Below are 12,850 nucleotides of genomic sequence, written 5' to 3'. Positions count from 1 at the left end.
AGCGCGGTGGCGCTGCGTTGAATCAGGGGCTTGTGTGCGTGCTTCAAGGAGGACTCCCGTCGAGTGTCGATCGCGGCCCGCGCGGGATGGCGCCGGGGCGGTTTCAGCGCGCATGCTAGCCCTGCTGTTCGGGCTTGCTCGTAGTGGCTTGCCCGGATGGCGGGGTGGCTTGGATCTCGAGATCGGCGTCGCAGCCGATGCCGGCGGCGATCCAGCGCCGGCAGAGCCGGGCCAGCAGTTGGTTGCGGCGGCGCGCCGCCTCGCGCGCCCAAGGGCGAACTGCGCCCAGATGGTGCCAGGGGGTGCTCAGCATGCCGCAGACATAGCGCCGGGTTTCAGCGCACCAGCGCAGCGCCTCGCAGCGCCCGGAGCGACGTCGACTGATCAGCATGCCGACCGGGCAGGGCTCGCTCAGACAGCAGAGTCCGCAGCCGTTGCAGGGCTGGCCCAGCGCCGGCTTGGGCGGCGCTTCGGGGTGGATCTCGATGATGGCGGGGCCGGGCATGGCGCGATTGTGGCGCCGGCCGGACCTCAGGTCTTGACGCCGAGCTCGCGCAGACGTTCCTGCAGATAGCTGTGGGCGGTGTAGCGTTCGCTCAGCACCACCTCGTTGCGCGGGTGCAGGAACAGAGGCAGGGAGATGCGGCTCTTCTTGGCGCCTTCGCCAGTGGGGTTGACCACACGGTGCTGGGTCGAGGGGTAGTAGCCGCGCGAGGCTTCCTGCAGCATGTCGCCGATGTTGATGATCAGCATGCCGAAGTCGCAGGGCACATCGATCCAGTGGCCGTTCATGTCCTGCACCTGCAGGCCCGGCTCATTGGCTGCGGGCAGGATGGTCAGCAGATTGATGTCGCCATGGGCCGCGGCGCGGAGCGAGCCGGCCGGCTCTTGGCCGGTCAGCGGCGGATAGCGCAGCACGCGCAGCAGGGTTTGCTGGCTGTCCTGGATCATCTGCGAGAGCGGTTGGCTGTAGTGCTGGGCAATCTCGGGCGGCGTGTAGCGCTCGACCCAGCCCAGCAGTTCCTGTGCCAGGGTGTTGGCCTGGGCGTAGTAGCTGTCCGCATCGGCCTTCAGCGAAGCCGGCACGCGGCCCCAGGGGTAGATGTGGAAATACTCCTTGATGTCCTTCTGGCTGGCGCCTTTGGCCGTCTCGGAGATTTCGGTGGAGAAGTAACCGTCCTGCTTTTCCTTGGAAAAAGTGAACTGGTGCTTCTCTTCGGTGTTGAAGAAGGCCAGCCAGTCGGCGTAGATCTTTTCGACCAGGGCCTGCTGGATGGGGTGGTTGACCAGCACACCGAAACCGGTTTCGTGCAGGGAACGGGTGAAGGCTTCGGCCGCATCGGCCGCCCGGTAGTCAACGACGCGAACTTGCATGGGATCTCCTGAACTTTGTCCCGACGCCGTGCCATTCAATCGCGGGGCCGCGGCGCGCGGGCTTGAGTCTAGCGCCAATCGAGAACGATTCGCAAACGTTTGCCGGTGACGCGTTGCCGTGTTTTGACCAGAACAGCCGGGTGGCTGGCGAGCGAGGCGGCAGGAGAGCCCCGCGCAGCATGACGTCGATTTCCGTGCACAAAGCCTCAACTTCAGCGTGGGGCGGCCGATACAGCCGAAGGTCTGCGAGCCTGGCGGCTGCGGTAACTCCCGCGTAATTCGGGGGTGGAAGGAAGGCAAGGGTGTTAAAGTCGCGCCCTTGAGACTTCAGGTCCTTCCCGTCCCTTTTCCTGGCAACAGCGAAGGTGGGTCGCAATCCGCCAACCGGTCGAGCCGTGTCGCGGAAGGTTTATCAACCAGCCAAATCCCTGGAAGCCGGGGCTAGAGGTGAGCGAAGATGATGCAGCAATACAGGTCCAATTCATACCTGTTCGGGGGCAATGCGCCCTATGTCGAAGAGATGTACGAGGCCTACCTCGACAACCCGGGCTCCGTGCCCGACAACTGGCGTGCGTACTTTGACGCACTTCAGCATGTGCCCGCCACCGATGGCGGCGAAGGACGCGATGTCCCGCATGCGCCGGTGATTGAATCCTTTGCTCAGCGCGCCAAGGCCAATGCCTTCGCCGCCAAGGCCTCCAGCGCCGATCTGGCTGTGGCGCACAAGCAAGTGCATGTGCAGAGCCTGATCGCCGCCTACCGCTTCCTCGGCAATCGCTGGGCCGAACTCGACCCGCTCAAGCGCGCCGAGCGCCCCAAGATTCCCGAACTCGATCCGGCCTTCTACGACCTGACCGAGTCCGATATGGACATCAGCTTCTCGGCCTCCAACACCTACTTTGGTGGCGAGACCATGAGTCTGCGTCAAATCGTGCAGGCCCTGCGTGAAACCTATTGCAGCTCGGTCGGCTCCGAGTTCATGCACTGCACCGACCCCGGTGAGAAGCGTTGGTGGCAAGAGCGCCTGGAGAAGGCCCGTGGTAAGCCGACCTTCAGCGCCGAAGAAAAGCGCCACATCCTGGATCGCCTGACCGCGGCCGAAGGCCTGGAGCGCTATCTGCACACCAAATACGTGGGCCAGAAGCGCTTCTCGCTGGAAGGTGGCGAGAGCTTCATCGCCGCCATGGACGAGCTGATCCAGCGCGCCGGCCAGCGTGGCGTGCAAGAGATCGTGATCGGCATGGCCCACCGCGGCCGTCTGAACGTGCTGGTCAACACCCTGGGCAAGATGCCGGCCGACCTGTTCGCCGAGTTCGAGCACAAGGCTGCTGAAGACTTGCCGGCGGGTGACGTCAAGTACCACCAAGGTTTCAGCTCGGACGTCAGCACCAAGGGCGGCCCGGTTCACCTGTCGCTGTCCTTCAATCCCTCGCACCTGGAAATCGTCAACCCGGTGGTCGAAGGCAGCGTGCGCGCCCGCCAAGAGCGCCGCGGCGACAAGGACGGCAGCCAGGTGCTGCCCGTGCTGGTGCACGGCGACGCGGCCTTCGGCGGCCAGGGCGTGGTGCAGGAAACCCTGTGCATGGCCCAGACCCGCGGCTACGGCACCGGCGGCACCGTGCATATCGTCATCAACAACCAGATCGGTTTCACCACCAGCGACCCGCGCGACCTGCGTTCCACCACCTACTGCTCGGACGTCGTCAAGATGATCGAGGCGCCGGTGTTGCACGTGAATGGTGACGATCCGGAAGCGGTGGTGTGGGCCATGCAACTGGCCATGGATTACCGCGCCGAGTTCCGCAAGGACGTGGTGCTGGATATCGTCTGCTACCGCAAGCTGGGCCACAACGAGCAGGACACCCCCTCGCTGACCCAGCCCCTGATGTACAAGAAGATCGCGGCCCACCCCGGCACCCGCAAGGTCTACGCCGACAAGCTGGCTGCACAGAATGTGGTCGACGCTGCGGGTGCCGACGAGATGGTCAAGGCCTACCGCGCTGCCATGGACGAAGGCCGCCACACCGTGGACCCGGTGCTGACCAACTTCAAGAGCAAGTACGCCACCGACTGGTCGCCTTTCCTGGGCAAGAAGTGGACCGACAGCTGCGACACCGCGCTGCCCGTCTCCGAGTGGAAGCGCCTGGCCGACAAGCTGACGACGCTGCCCAAGGATCTGGTCGCGCACAACCTGGTGCAGAAGCTGTATGCAGACCGCGCTGCCATGGGTCGCGGTGAGATCAATGTGGACTGGGGCATGGGTGAGAGCATGGCTTTCGCTTCCCTGGTGGCCAGCGGCTATCCGATCCGTTTGTCGGGCGAAGACGCGGGCCGCGGTACCTTCACCCACCGCCACGCCGTCATTCATGACCAGAACCGCAGCAACTGGGATGAAGGCGCTTACGTGCCGCTGCAGCATGTGGCGGAAGGTCAAGCGCCCTTCGTGGTCATCGACTCCATCCTCAGCGAGGAAGCGGTGCTGGGCTTTGAGTACGGTTACGCCGCGGCCGAGCCGAACACGCTGACGATCTGGGAAGCCCAGTTCGGCGACTTCGCCAACGGTGCCCAGGTGGTGATCGACCAGTTCATCGCTTCCGGCGAAGTGAAGTGGGGCCGTGCCAATGGCCTGGTGATGATGCTGCCGCACGGCTACGAAGGCCAAGGTCCCGAGCACAGCTCGGCCCGCCTGGAGCGCTTCATGCAGCTGGCGGCTGACAACAATATGCAGATCGTCCAGCCGACCACGGCCAGCCAGATCTTCCACGTGCTGCGTCGCCAGATGCTGCGCATGTTCCGCAAGCCCTTGGTCATCATGACGCCCAAGAGCCTGCTGCGCGCCAAGGACGCCACCTCGCCGCTGGCCGAGTTCACCAAGGGTGAGTTCCGCACCGTGATCGGTGAGCAGGATGCCTCGATCAGCGCCGACAAGGTCAAGCGCGTGATCGTCTGCTCGGGCAAGGTTTATTACGACCTGGTCCGCAAGCGCGAGGAAAAGAAGGCCAGCGATGTGGCCATCATCCGCGTCGAGCAGCTCTATCCCTTCCCGCACAAGGCGTTTGCTGCCGAGATCAAAAAGTACCCCGGCGCGACCGAGCTGGTGTGGTGCCAGGACGAGCCGCAAAACCAGGGCGCCTGGTTCTTCGTCCAGCACTATGTGCACGAGAACATGCTGGACGGCCAGAAGCTGGGCTACGCGGGTCGTCCCGCCTCGGCCTCGCCGGCCTGCGGTTACGCCCACCTGCACCAGGAGCAACAGAAGTCGCTGCTGGATCAGGCCTTCGGCAAGCTCAAGGGTTTCATCCTCACCAAGTAAGAAGGGCCAAGCGGGCGTCTGCCAAGACAGCGCCCGCTTTTTGCCGCCCTTGTTGATGTTGTTGTTGAAGCCGCCGCAAGACGGCGCCTCAGCTCCGCGAACACGTTGAAAGAACACAGATCATGGCAATCGTTGAAGTCAAAGTCCCCCAGCTGTCCGAATCCGTTGCCGAAGGCACGCTGCTGACCTGGAAGAAAAAGCCCGGCCAAGCCGTCGCCATCGATGAAATCCTGGTGGAGATCGAGACCGACAAGGTCGTGCTCGAAGTGCCCGCACCCAGCGCCGGTGTGATGGCCCAGATCGTCAAGAATGACGGTGAGAGCGTGGTCAGCGAAGAAGTCATCGCCCGCATCGACACCGAAGGCACGGCCCAAGCCAGCCCGCTGGAAGTGAAGGCCGTGGTGGCCGCCGCTGCTCCGGCTGCAGCAGCAGCCCCGGCCGCCGCCACCGGCGGCGCCAAGGGTGATGTGGCCATGCCGGCCGCCGCCAAGATCCTGGCCGAGAAGGGCCTGTCGGCCACCGACGTGGCCGGTTCCGGCAAGGATGGCCGCGTGACCAAGGGCGACGCCCTGGCCGCTGGCGCCAAGCCCGCCGCTGTGGCCGCTCCGGTGGCCGTGGCCGCCGCGCCCGCTGTGGCCAAGCCGCTGCCCGCCGTGGCCGCCCCGGCCGCCCTGAATCTGGGCGATCGCCCCGAGCAGCGCGTGCCCATGACCCGTCTGCGCGCCCGCGTCGCCGAGCGTCTGCTGCAATCGCAAGCCACCAACGCCATCCTGACCACGTTCAACGAAGTGAACATGGCCCCGGTGATGGAGATGCGCAAGAAGTTCCAGGAAAAGTTCGAGAAGGAACACGGCGTCAAGCTGGGCTTCATGAGCTTCTTCGTCAAGGCCGCGGTTGCCGCCCTGAAGAAGTACCCGGTGCTGAACGCCTCGGTCGATGGCAATGACATCGTCTACCACGGCTACTTCGACATCGGCATCGCCGTCGGTTCGCCGCGCGGCCTGGTCGTGCCCATCATCCGCAATGCCGACCAGCTGAGCTTTGCCGACATCGAAAAGAAGATCGCCGAATTCGGCCAAAAGGCCAAGGAAGGCAAGATCTCGCTGGACGACCTGACCGGCGGTACCTTCTCGATCTCCAACGGCGGCACCTTCGGCTCCATGCTGTCGACCCCCATCATCAACCCGCCGCAATCGGCCATCCTGGGCGTGCATGCGACCAAGGACCGCGCTGTGGTTGAGAACGGTCAAGTGGTGGTGCGCCCGATCAACTATCTGGCCATGTCGTATGACCACCGCATCATTGACGGCCGTGAAGCCGTGCTGGGCTTGGTCACCATGAAGGAAGCCCTGGAAGACCCAGCTCGTTTGTTGTTTGATATCTAAACGGCTACTGCGCGACCTCAGGCCGTCGTTGCGGGTCCCGACCTCCGCATCCTCACGTAGCGCTGCTACGTTCCGGTGCATCGGCACCCGCGCCTAGCCCTGAGGCCGCTCGCTACGCCTTGGCGTTGGCGCACCCAATTCAGGAATACCTATGAGCACCAAACAATTCGACGTCGTCGTCATCGGTGGCGGCCCTGGCGGCTACATCGCCGCCATCCGTGCCGCCCAGCTGGGCTTCAACACCGCTTGCATCGACGAGTGGAAGAACGAGAAGGGCGGCCCGGCGCCCGGCGGCACCTGCACCAATGTCGGCTGCATCCCGTCCAAGGCCTTGCTGCAATCGAGCGAGCACTTCGAGCACGCCAACCACCACTTTGCCGACCACGGCATCTCGGCGGACAACGTGCGCATCGACATCAAGAAGATGATCGGTCGCAAGGACACCGTCGTGAAGCAGAACAACGACGGCATCCTCTACCTGTTCAAGAAGAACAAGGTCACGTTCTTCCACGGCCGCGGCTCCTTCGTGGCGGCCAAGGATGGCTTGTACGAAGTCAAGGCCGGTGAAGAAGTCATCCTGGCCAAGCATGTGGTGCTGGCCACCGGCTCCAATGCCCGCCAGCTGCCCGGCGCAGCGTTTGACGAAGAGCTGATCCTGTCCAACGACGGCGCGCTTCGCATCGGTGAAGTGCCGAAGAAGCTGGGCGTGATCGGCTCCGGCGTGATCGGCCTGGAAATGGGCTCGGTCTGGCGTCGCCTGGGCGCGGAAGTCACCGTGCTGGAAGGCCTGCCGACCTTCCTCGGCGCGGTCGATGAATCGGTCGCCAAGGAAGCCGCCAAGCTGTTCAAGAAGCAGGGCCTGAAGATCGAGCTGGGTGTGAAGATCGGCGAAGTCGCCAAGAGCAAGGACGGCGTGACGGTAGCCTACACCGATGCCAAGGGCGCCGCCCAGACCCTGGCCGTCGACAAGCTCATCATCTCGATCGGCCGCGTGCCCAACACCATCGGCTTGAACCCCGAAGCGGTCGGCCTGAAGCTGGACGAGCGCGGCGCCATCGTGGTGGACGACGAGTGCAAGACCAATCTGCCCAATGTCTGGGCGGTCGGCGATGTGGTGCGTGGCCCGATGCTGGCGCACAAGGCCGAGGAAGAAGGCGTGGCCGTGGCCGAGCGCATTGCCGGCCAGCATGGCCATGTCAACTTCAACACCATCCCCTGGGTCATCTACACCAGCCCCGAGATCGCTTGGGTCGGCCGCACCGAGCAGCAGCTCAAGGCCGATGGCGTCGAGTACAAGGCCGGTCAGTTCCCCTTCCTGGCCAATGGCCGCGCTCGCGCCCTGGGTGACACCAACGGTTTCGTCAAGTTCCTGGCTGATGCCAAGACCGACGAAATCCTGGGTGTGCACATCATCGGCCCGATGGCCTCCGAGCTGATTTCGGAAGCCGTGGTGGCCATGGAGTTCAAGGCTTCGGCCGAAGACATCGCGCGCATCTGCCATGCCCACCCGAGCTTGAGCGAAGCCACCAAGGAAGCGGCCCTGGCCGTGGACAAGCGCACGCTGAACTTCTGATTCCGGTCGGAATTCGCAAGCAACAAGGGGCGGCCGCGGTCGCCCCTTGGTCCATCTCGAAGAAGGTTGTAGTGTTTCTCTCATGACCCGCGTCACCGAGCTTTATCAGCAAACCCTGGCCGAGCGCGGCTACACCGCCGATCCCGCGCAGCTGCGCGCCGTGGCGGCATTGCAGCGCTGCCAGGACGAATGGGCCGACTACAAGGCACGACGCAGCAATGCTGTGACCAAGCTGCTGGTGCGCCCGCCGCTGCCGCGCGGCGTCTACATGTACGGCGGGGTGGGGCGGGGCAAGAGCTTTTTGATGGATTGCTTCTTCCAGGCCGTGCCGCTGACGCGCAAGACCCGGCTGCATTTCCACGAGTTCATGCGCGAGGTGCATCGCGAGCTGCTTGAACTCAAAGGCATTGCCGATCCGCTGGAGGAGCTGGGCAAGCGCATCGCCAAGCGCTTCCGCCTGATCTGCTTCGACGAGTTCCATGTCTCGGACGTGACCGACGCGATGATCCTGTATCGCCTGCTCGACTCGCTGTTCCGCAACCGTGTGTCCATCGTCACCACCTCCAACTTCCATCCGGACGACCTCTACCCGAACGGCCTGCACCGCGACCGCATCCTGCCGGCCATCGAGCTGCTCAAGGCCAAGCTGGAGGTGATCAATGTGGACAACGGCTTCGACTACCGTCGCCGCACCCTGGACCAGGCCCAGCTCTACCACCAGCCGCTGGGCGATGAGGCCGAGGCTGCACTGACCGCCACCTTCGAAGCCTTGGCCGAGGCCCGCGATGAAGACCCGCGCCTGCAGATCGAGCAGCGCCAGATCCGCGCCCGGCGCCGCGCGGGTGGCGTGGTCTGGTTCGACTTTGCTCAGCTCTGCGGCGGCCCGCGCTCGCAGAACGACTACCTGGAGCTGGCCACCCAGTTCCACACCCTGATCCTGTCCAATGTGCCGGAGATGCCGCCCCGCCTGGCCAGCGAGGCGCGCCGCTTCACCTGGCTGGTCGATGTGCTCTACGATCGCCGCGTCAAGCTGGTGATCTCGGCCGCCGTGCCGCCCGAGCAGCTGTATGCCGACGGGCCCCTGGCCCATGAGTTCCCGCGTACGGTCTCGCGCCTGCAGGAGATGCAATCGCAGGAATACCTGTCGCTGGCCCGGCGGGATGTCGACACCAGCTTGACCTGAGGAGGCCGGCGCCCATGAAGCTTTGCCATCACCGCATGCCCGTGCTTGGGCTCACGCTCATGGTCCTTTTGAGCCCGGCATGGGGCCATGCCGAATCTCCGGCGTCCTCAGTCAACGAGTCGCTGCGTTTGCAGGAGATCAAGCAAACCCAATCCGAGGCTCTGGCGCGTGATGCAGAGGCCCGGGAGGCTTGCCACAAGCAGTTCGCCATCAATGATTGCCTGCTGGCCCAGCGCCTGCGCCACCGGGCCGAAATGCAGCCATTGCAGCGCGAGCGAGATGCCATTGAGTCCAGCCTGCGTCGTGCGCGAGCCGAGGCGCAGCGTGAACGGGTGCGTCAGCGTCAGTTGGAGTTCGCTGCCAGCGAGGGTGAGCGTCGCACGGAAAGTCTGTTGCAGGCCGCCGATGCCGCCTCGGCGCCGATCAAGAAGCAGGTGGGCCTCGGTCGTGCGGCGGGTGAGCCCGGGGTTGCTGCTTCGGCCGCGCCGGTGCCCCATCGCTCGCCGGGTCTGAGCGCCCAGGCCCGGCAGCGCCAGGCCGAGCAGGCGGCGCGTCAGCATGCGCAGCAACGCGCCCAGATGGAGGCGCGTGTGAGGGCCCATCAAGCCCAGGTCAGGCAGCGACAAGAGGCGCGCAACAAGCCAGCAGCGGCAGCGCTGCCCGTGCCCACAGCGGCTGAAATTGCCGCCACATTGAGGTCGCCCGCGCCGGTTTCGGTCTCCGCTTCTGCGCCGCGCGCTGCGGTTCCAGGCTCGGGCCCGGCGCGCTGAGGCGCGCGCCCTGCTTCAGTCCAGCGCATCCACCTTGGCAATGGCCAGGGACAGGTTGTCGCCGCCGCCCCGGGCGCGTTGGCGCGCTTTGCTGATCAGCAGTTCTGCCGCCTCACGCGGCGGCAGGCTGTGCAGCACGGTGCCGATCTCGTTGACGCTGAAGTAATGCCACAGCCCGTCGCTGCAGCACATCAAGGTGTCGCCAGGCGTCAGGGTGTCGATGGTGTGGGTGCTGATGGTTGGTTCGGCCACCGTGCCCAGGCAACCGGTCAACAGGTTGGACTGTGGGTGGCTGCTGGCCTCGGCCTCGCTGAGCTGGCCTTCGTCCACCAGGCGCTGCACATAGGAATGGTCCATGGTGCGCTTGACCAGATTGGGGCCGCGGTAATGGTAGATCCGCGAATCGCCCGAGTGAATCCAGTGGCAGTGCCGATCGGGGCTGATCAGGAAGGCGGCGACCGTGCTGTGCGGCTCTTCCTCGGCCGACAGGGCGGTCAGCTTGATCATCAGATGCGCTTCGGACACCAGCTGATCGAGCAGGCTTTCGGGCAGCTCGCTCTCGGGCGAGAAGCGCTCAAACAGCTGTTGCGCAGTCAGCATCACCTGGTCAGCCGCCTTGCGGCCACCGCTCTTGCCGCCCATGCCATCGGCCACCACGGCCAGCAGGCAACCGCTGAGGCGGGCGTGGGTCAGGACTTGGACTTGGTCTTGCTGGTACAGGCGGTCGCCGCGGTGGATGCCGGTCGCCGCGCTCAGGCGAAAGCCCGGTGGAGTGCGCGTCATGCCGAAAACTATAAACGTTAAACTGCGCCACTTCGCCCGGGCAAAGCCCTCATGGATGAACAACTTCACTCGCAGTCACGCCGCTTGATCGAGCTGCGCATCGAGCACGGCGATCTGGATGGGTTGATCGACCGCGTGGCCCTGGAGCAGCCGCTCGACGAGCTGGCCTTGCGCCGCTTGAAGAAACGCCGCCTGCAACTGCGTGACCAGATCGCCCAGCTGGAGCGCGCGAGCGATCCCGATGAGCTGGCCTGATGCGGCGCCAGCGCGCCCGGCCATTTCCTTCAACACCCTGGCCGCCGGCGGCGCGCCACAAGCACCCTGGGCCCCCGCGCCGTGACCTCTGCTGAGATGCCTGCCCCTCCCGACGACGACAGCGTGCCGCCTGAATGGCCGGTCATGTCGCAGGAGCTCGACGATGACTTCATCGCCGCCATGGAGGCCGCGCCTGCGGCGACGACCCTGCAGCACAGCGAGCTGGAGCAGTGGGTGACGGCGGCCTTCGACATCGGCGGCCCGCTCTCGCGCAGCGATCCGGGCTACGCCCCGCGCGAGCAGCAGCTGGCCATGGCGCAGGCGGTGGCCCAGGCGATTGCGCGGCGCGAGACCCTGGTGGTGGAGGCCGGCACCGGGGTGGGCAAGACCTTTGCGTACCTGGTGCCCGCCTTGCTCAGCGGCGGGCGCGCCCTGATCAGCACGGCGACCAAGAATTTGCAAGATCAGCTGTATATGCGCGACCTGCCGCGGCTGTGCGAGTCGCTGCAGGTGGCGGTGCGCGTGGCGCTGCTGAAAGGGCGGGGCAGCTACCTCTGCCTGCACCGGCTCGCCCATGCGCGTCACAGCGCCGAGCTGCCGGACCGGCGCGCGGTCATGGCCCTGGCTCGGGTGGAACGCTGGGCGCAGGGCACGCAAAGTGGCGACCTGGCCGAAATGGAGGGCCTGGACGAGCGCTCGCCGGTGATTCCGCTCGTCAGCTCCACGCGCGAAAACTGCCTGGGCTCGGAATGCCCGGAGTACAAGTCCTGCTATGTGGTGAAAGCGCGGCGCGAAGCCATGGAGGCCGATGTGGTGGTGGTCAACCATCACCTGTTCTTTGCCGATGTGAGCCTGCGCGACAGCGGGGTGGCCGAGCTGCTGCCCAGCGTCGACCTGGCCGTGTTTGACGAGGCCCACCAGCTGTCCGAGGCGGGCGTACAGTTCCTCGGCACCTTGCTGGGCAGCTCGCAGCTGCTCGATTTCGGTCGCGATCTGCTCGGCCTGGGCTTGGCGCAAGCGCGGGGCCTGCAGGACTGGCAGGCGCTGCAGACCCGGCTGGAGCTGGCTGCGCGCGAGCTGCGCCTGGTCTGCGCCGGCCCGCTGGCCAGTGCCGGGCGCGAGCTGCGCGGCATGCTCAAGCTGGGCTGGAAGGAGCGCGCCGGGCGCCCGGGCTTTTCGGCCGCGCTGGAGGAGGTGGCCGCCGCTGCCGAGCAGGCCATCGAATGCCTGTCCACGGTGACCGAGCTCTCACCCGATTTTCAGCGTCTGCACGAGCGTGCGGTGGCCTTGCGCGGGCTGGCCGAGACCTTTGCGCAGGAGCCTGACCCCGGCGATGTGCGCTGGATCGACCTCAGCCCCAACCAGGCGCGTCTGGTGCAGTCGCCGCTGGACATCCGCGAGGCCATGCAGGAGCAGCTGCAAGGCCCGCCCAAGGCCTGGATTTTCACCTCGGCCACGCTGGGCGAGGACGAGCGCCTGCGCTGGTTCACCGAGCCCACCGGCCTGGACGATGCCACGGTGCTGCGCGTGGGCAGCCCCTTCCATTACGAGGAGAACGCGCGGCTCTACGTGCCGCGCGGCTTCCCCAAGCCCAACGAGCCCGATCATGCGCCTCAGGTGGCCGCCATGGCCGCACGCTGCGCGCGCGCCTTGGGCGGGCGAACCTTTGTGCTGACCACCACCTTGCGCGCCTTGCAGACCATCGGCGATGGCATGCGCGCTGCGTTTGAAGCCGAGGGCGATGACATCACCGTGCTGCAGCAGGGCGCGGCGCCCAAGCGGCTGCTGCTGCGCCAGTTCCTGGACAACCCGCGCGCGGTGCTGGTCGGCTCGGCCAGCTTCTGGGAGGGCATCGACGTGCCCGGCGACAAGCTGCAATGCGTGCTGATCGACAAGCTGCCCTTTCCGCCGCCCAACGATCCGCTGGTCGAGGCGCGTGTGCAGCGTCTGGAGGCGGCCGGCCGCAATGCCTTTGCCGAGTACTTCATCGCCGAGGCGGCGATCTCGCTCAAGCAAGGCGCCGGCCGCTTGATCCGTACCGAGCAGGATCGAGGTTTGCTCGTCGTTTGCGATCCGCGCATGGCCGGCATGAACTACGGCCGCCGCCTGCGTGCGGCCTTGCCGCCGATGACGCCCTTGGCGAGCGAAGGCGAGGCACTCGCCTGGTTGGAGCACTTGGCGGCGGAGCGCCTGCCCGACTGAAGCTCAGACCGA

At 65.7% G+C, this 12,850-nt stretch carries 10 protein-coding genes; 6 read left to right on the top strand and 4 right to left on the bottom strand.

Annotated features, from left to right (window positions below; all coding sequences use genetic code 11):
- Window positions 1-115: 115 nt before the first annotated feature.
- Together OOB33_RS20400 and OOB33_RS20395 are read right to left on the bottom strand one after the other, a co-directional pair.
- Window positions 116-505: a hypothetical protein gene (locus OOB33_RS20400; protein ID WP_102767452.1), complete on the bottom strand. Its 390-nt coding sequence runs from the start codon at window positions 503-505 to the stop codon at window positions 116-118.
- 26 nt (window positions 506-531) lie between these two features.
- Window positions 532-1,374, bottom strand: a complete 843-nt coding sequence (locus tag OOB33_RS20395) for an isopenicillin N synthase family dioxygenase (protein ID WP_102767451.1) — start codon at window positions 1,372-1,374, stop codon at window positions 532-534.
- A gap of 457 nt (window positions 1,375-1,831) precedes the next feature.
- On the opposite strand from OOB33_RS20395, the gene OOB33_RS20390 reads away from it, so the two are divergent.
- From OOB33_RS20390 to zapE, 4 genes are all read left to right on the top strand, one after another.
- Entirely contained in the window at window positions 1,832-4,687 is a 2,856-nt protein-coding gene (locus tag OOB33_RS20390; protein WP_102767450.1) for a 2-oxoglutarate dehydrogenase E1 component, read from the top strand.
- A gap of 122 nt (window positions 4,688-4,809) precedes the next feature.
- Window positions 4,810-6,072, top strand: a complete 1,263-nt coding sequence (gene odhB, locus OOB33_RS20385) for a 2-oxoglutarate dehydrogenase complex dihydrolipoyllysine-residue succinyltransferase (RefSeq protein ID WP_102767449.1) — start codon at window positions 4,810-4,812, stop codon at window positions 6,070-6,072.
- A gap of 151 nt (window positions 6,073-6,223) precedes the next feature.
- A complete protein-coding gene (gene lpdA / locus OOB33_RS20380; RefSeq protein ID WP_271009953.1) occupies window positions 6,224-7,645 on the top strand; it encodes a dihydrolipoyl dehydrogenase in 1,422 nt (473 codons plus the stop codon).
- 82 nt (window positions 7,646-7,727) lie between these two features.
- Entirely contained in the window at window positions 7,728-8,828 is a 1,101-nt protein-coding gene (gene zapE / locus OOB33_RS20375; protein WP_271009952.1) for a cell division protein ZapE, read from the top strand.
- A gap of 107 nt (window positions 8,829-8,935) precedes the next feature.
- Here the strand turns inward: zapE and OOB33_RS20370 are convergent, their stop codons facing one another.
- Both OOB33_RS20370 and OOB33_RS20365 read right to left on the bottom strand, forming a co-directional pair.
- Window positions 8,936-9,454 (bottom strand): hypothetical protein, encoded by a 519-nt coding sequence (locus OOB33_RS20370; RefSeq protein WP_271009951.1) that lies wholly within the window; start codon window positions 9,452-9,454, stop codon window positions 8,936-8,938.
- 159 nt (window positions 9,455-9,613) lie between these two features.
- A complete protein-coding gene (locus tag OOB33_RS20365) occupies window positions 9,614-10,381 on the bottom strand; it encodes a PP2C family protein-serine/threonine phosphatase (RefSeq protein WP_271009950.1) in 768 nt (255 codons plus the stop codon).
- Window positions 10,382-10,432: 51 nt separating this feature from the next.
- Here OOB33_RS20365 and OOB33_RS20360 point away from each other — a divergent pair, with 51 nt between their 5' ends.
- Together OOB33_RS20360 and OOB33_RS20355 are read left to right on the top strand one after the other, a co-directional pair.
- On the top strand, window positions 10,433-10,636 hold the full coding sequence (locus OOB33_RS20360) for a YdcH family protein (protein WP_102767444.1): 204 nt from the start codon (window positions 10,433-10,435) through the stop codon (window positions 10,634-10,636).
- Between the two features lie 180 nt (window positions 10,637-10,816).
- Window positions 10,817-12,838: an ATP-dependent DNA helicase gene (locus tag OOB33_RS20355; RefSeq protein WP_442953052.1), complete on the top strand. Its 2,022-nt coding sequence runs from the start codon at window positions 10,817-10,819 to the stop codon at window positions 12,836-12,838.
- Window positions 12,839-12,850: the final 12 nt, after the last annotated feature.

The organism is Paucibacter sp. B51 (assembly GCF_027863535.1).
In the GTDB taxonomy this organism is placed as follows: domain Bacteria; phylum Pseudomonadota; class Gammaproteobacteria; order Burkholderiales; family Burkholderiaceae_C; genus Paucibacter_A; species Paucibacter_A aquatilis.
The sequence above is the reverse complement of the archived record's forward strand: the minus strand, read 5'-3'. Positions and strand labels throughout refer to the sequence as shown.